The 3,297-nt window shown below is 68.1% G+C and carries 3 protein-coding genes; 2 read left to right on the forward strand and 1 reads right to left on the reverse strand.

Annotated features, from left to right (window positions below; genetic code table 11):
• The coding region (locus ACE3SS_RS15145) for an ABC transporter permease (RefSeq protein ID WP_374595379.1) at positions 1 to 1,352 on the reverse strand (1,352 nt) is incomplete at its 3' end.
• A 148-nt stretch (positions 1,353 to 1,500) separates the two neighbouring features.
• Here ACE3SS_RS15145 and ACE3SS_RS15150 point away from each other — a divergent pair.
• Together ACE3SS_RS15150 and aat are read left to right on the forward strand one after the other, a co-directional pair.
• Positions 1,501 to 2,604: an ABC transporter ATP-binding protein gene (locus ACE3SS_RS15150; RefSeq protein WP_153168511.1), complete on the forward strand. Its 1,104-nt coding sequence runs from the start codon at positions 1,501 to 1,503 to the stop codon at positions 2,602 to 2,604.
• On the forward strand, positions 2,601 to 3,297 hold a 697-nt coding region (aat, locus tag ACE3SS_RS15155), incomplete at its 3' end, for a leucyl/phenylalanyl-tRNA--protein transferase (protein WP_374595381.1). The genes ACE3SS_RS15150 and aat, both read left to right, overlap by 4 nt.

The following is a 3,297-nucleotide window of genomic DNA, read 5'->3' on the forward strand; positions in this document are numbered from 1 at the left end:
TTGGCCAGGCTGCCTTCCACCGCCTGTAGCGCCACCGTCAGGAAGCGTGCGAGATAGGCATACACCAGCGCGGCGATGCCGCCGGTGATGAGCAGCCCCGGGTTGACCCCGAACGCCGCCTGCCACCACTGCGCCAGTTGTGCATCGATGCGGGTCAGCGGAATCAGCACGCCGACCGCGATCACCGAGCCGGGCACCGCGTAGCCGAGCGCCACGACGCGGTTGAGCATGTGGGGCAGGCGCGATCGGGCCAGCCGCGCCGCATAGGCCAGCACCAGCGCCAGCGCCACCGCCAGCACCGCGGCCAGCGCCGCCAGCAGGAAGCTGTTGCGCGCCAGGTGCAGGAAGCGCTCGCCGAACTGCGCGTCGCCCTCGGTCAACGCCATCTTCATCAACAGGCCGGCAGGCAACAGGAAGCCGAGCAGCAGCGGCATCGCGCAGGCGAAGGCGGCCAGCAGCCCCCAGCCGAGAGGAAGCCGCAGGCGGCTCCGCGCCACCTGCTGGCGCGACGTGTTGTGAAAGCGCGCCCGCCCGCGTGTGGCACGTTCCAGCGCCAGCACGACCACCACGCAACCCAGCAGAACGGCCGACAACTGCGCGGCCGCGATGCGGTCGCCGAGGGAAAACCAGGCGCGGTAGATGCCGGTGGTGAAGGTCTGCACGCCGAAATACGACACCGTGCCGAAATCGGCCAGCGTTTCCATCAGGGCAAGCGCGACACCGGCCACCACGGCGGGGCGGGCCAAGGGCAGCGACACGCGAAAGAAGCAGCGCCAGGGGCCGAGCCCCAGCGAGCGCCCCGCCTCCAGCATGCCGCCCGCGCGCTCCAGGAAGGCCGCGCGCGCAAGCATGTAGCAATAGGGATAAAGGACGAACATGAACATCGCCACCGCGCCGCCCACCGTGCGCACGTCCGGAAACCAGTACTGGCCGGCATGCCAGCCGAAGGTCTCGCGCAGGGCCGTCTGCACCGGGCCGACGAACTGCAGGAAGTCCGTGTAGACATACGCCATCACGTAGGCCGGCACCGCCATCGGCAGCACCAGCGCCCATTCGAAGAAGCGGCGCCCGGGAAAATCGAGCATCGTCGTCAGCCACGCGCAGGTCACGCCGATCGAGCCCACGCCCAGCCCGACGCCGATGCACAGCACGATGGTGTTGAGCACGAATTCGCCGAGGACGGTGTCGACGAGATGCGCCCAGGTCGCACCGGTGCCGCCGACGAAAATGTTGGAGAAGACCGAAAGCACTGGCGCCGCGATCAGCAGCGCGATGATCGTCGCCGTCGCCGTGAGCGCGACGCCCCCCTGGCCGAGGCGCCGAAGCAGACCCGGCCCACCCATGGATTTCATCCTGATTCCGTTGTCGTTGGTTCTTGCGCGACGCAACCGCGCCGCCTTGTGGAGCCAAATTATAATTGATCGCATTTGGCCTGCCCCGATGCAATAATCAGCAAACATCACCTCCGGCGCCGGCTCCACACCTCGCCCGTTGCACGCAATGTCCCATCTTGAACTCATCGACATCGACCTGGCCTTCGGCAGCCATCAGGTCGTGCGCCAACTCTCGCTGCAGCTTGAAAAAGGGCAGATCGGCTGCCTGCTGGGCCCGTCGGGCTGCGGCAAGACGACGGTCCTGCGCTGCATCGCCGGCTTCGAGCCGCTTGCCGCCGGCAGGATCCGGCTCGACGGCGCCATCGTCAGTGGCGGCGGCATCGATCTGCCGCCCGAGCGGCGGCGCATCGGCATGGTGTTCCAGGACTACGCGCTGTTCCCCCACCTGACGGTGGCCGAAAACATCGCCTTCGGCCTGCGCGGCGAGCGTGCATCGGCACGGCAGGCGCGTGTCGGAGAGTTGCTCGCCCTCGTCGGCCTGGCCGAACATGGCCGCAAGTACCCGCACGAAATGTCGGGCGGGCAGCAGCAACGCGTCGCGCTGGCACGCGCGCTGGCGCCGCGCCCCAGCCTGCTGCTGCTGGACGAGCCCTTCTCCAATCTCGACGTGGAGCTGCGCGAGCGCCTGTCGCATGAAGTGCGCGAGATCATCAAGGCGACCGACACCACCGCCATCCTGGTCACGCACGACCAGCACGAGGCCTTCGCCGTGGCCGACGAGATCGGCATCATGAACCAGGGCTGCATCCAGCAATGGGACACGCCCTACAACCTCTATCACCGCCCGACCAACCGCTTCGTGGCCGACTTCATCGGCCAGGGCGTGTTCCTGCCCGGCGTGGTGTTGAGCGAGCACCAGGTCGAGGTCGAGCTGGGCATGCTCAACAGCACCACGCCGCTCGAGTGCAGTGCGGGCTGCGGCCAGTGCGGCAAGATCTGCCGCGTCGACGTGCTGCTGCGCCCCGACGACATCGTCCATGACGATGGCAGCCCGCTGAAGGCACAGGTGGCGCACAAGGCCTTCCGTGGCGCCGACATCCTCTACACGCTGCGCCTTGCCAGTGGTGCAAAAGTGCTGTCGCTGGTGCCCAGCCACCACAACCACTGCATCGGCGAGCGCATCGGCATCCGCCTCGACGTCGACCACGTCGTGACCTTCCGCAACGAGGCGCCGCCCGCGCGCGAAGTCGCGGTCAGGTTTGCGGCATGATCCCCTGGCTGGTGGGGCGCCCGGCATTTCCGCCCGTAGACCAGGCGCTCGACCAACCCAACGGGCTGCTCGCTGCCGGTGGCGAACTGAGCCCCCGCTGGCTGCTCGAAGCCTACCGCCATGGCATATTTCCCTGGTTCAGCGAGGGCGAGCCCATCCTGTGGTGGAGCCCGGACCCGCGCCTGGTGCTGGTGCCGGGCGACATCCGTATCAGCCGCTCATTGCGCAAGCGCCTGCGCCGCGGCGAGTTCGACGTGCGACTCGACACCGCCTTTGCCGAGGTGCTCGCCGGCTGCGCCGCCCCGCGCGGCATGGGGACCGGCACCTGGATCACCGCCGACATGCAGGCGGCCTATGGCGAGATGCATGAACTGGGCTATGCCCACAGTGTCGAATGCTGGCAGGGTGGCGAGCTGGTGGGCGGGCTCTACGGCATGGCACTGGGACGGGCTTTCTTTGGCGAATCGATGTTCGCGCGCGTGACGGATGCCTCCAAGGTGGCGCTCGCACATCTGGCGCAGTTGCTGGCGCTGCGCGACTATGCAGTCATCGATTGCCAGATGACGACGGCTCACCTGCAGTCGCTGGGCGCGCGGGAGATTTCGCGCGCGCAATTCGTCGCGGGCCTCGCCCGCTGGACGCGGGGAGGCGAATCGCCGCGCAGGTGGTCGAGCGACGCGCTGGCGGAATTGT

Source organism: Aquabacterium sp. (assembly GCF_041915145.1).
Classification (GTDB): Bacteria; Pseudomonadota; Gammaproteobacteria; order Burkholderiales; family Burkholderiaceae_C; genus Aquabacterium.

Excerpts from the sequence above, each read along its gene's own strand:
- ACE3SS_RS15150 (WP_153168511.1), top strand. The coding sequence starts at position 1,501 with ATGTCCCATCTTGAACTCATCGACATCGACCTGGCCTTCGGCAGCCAT.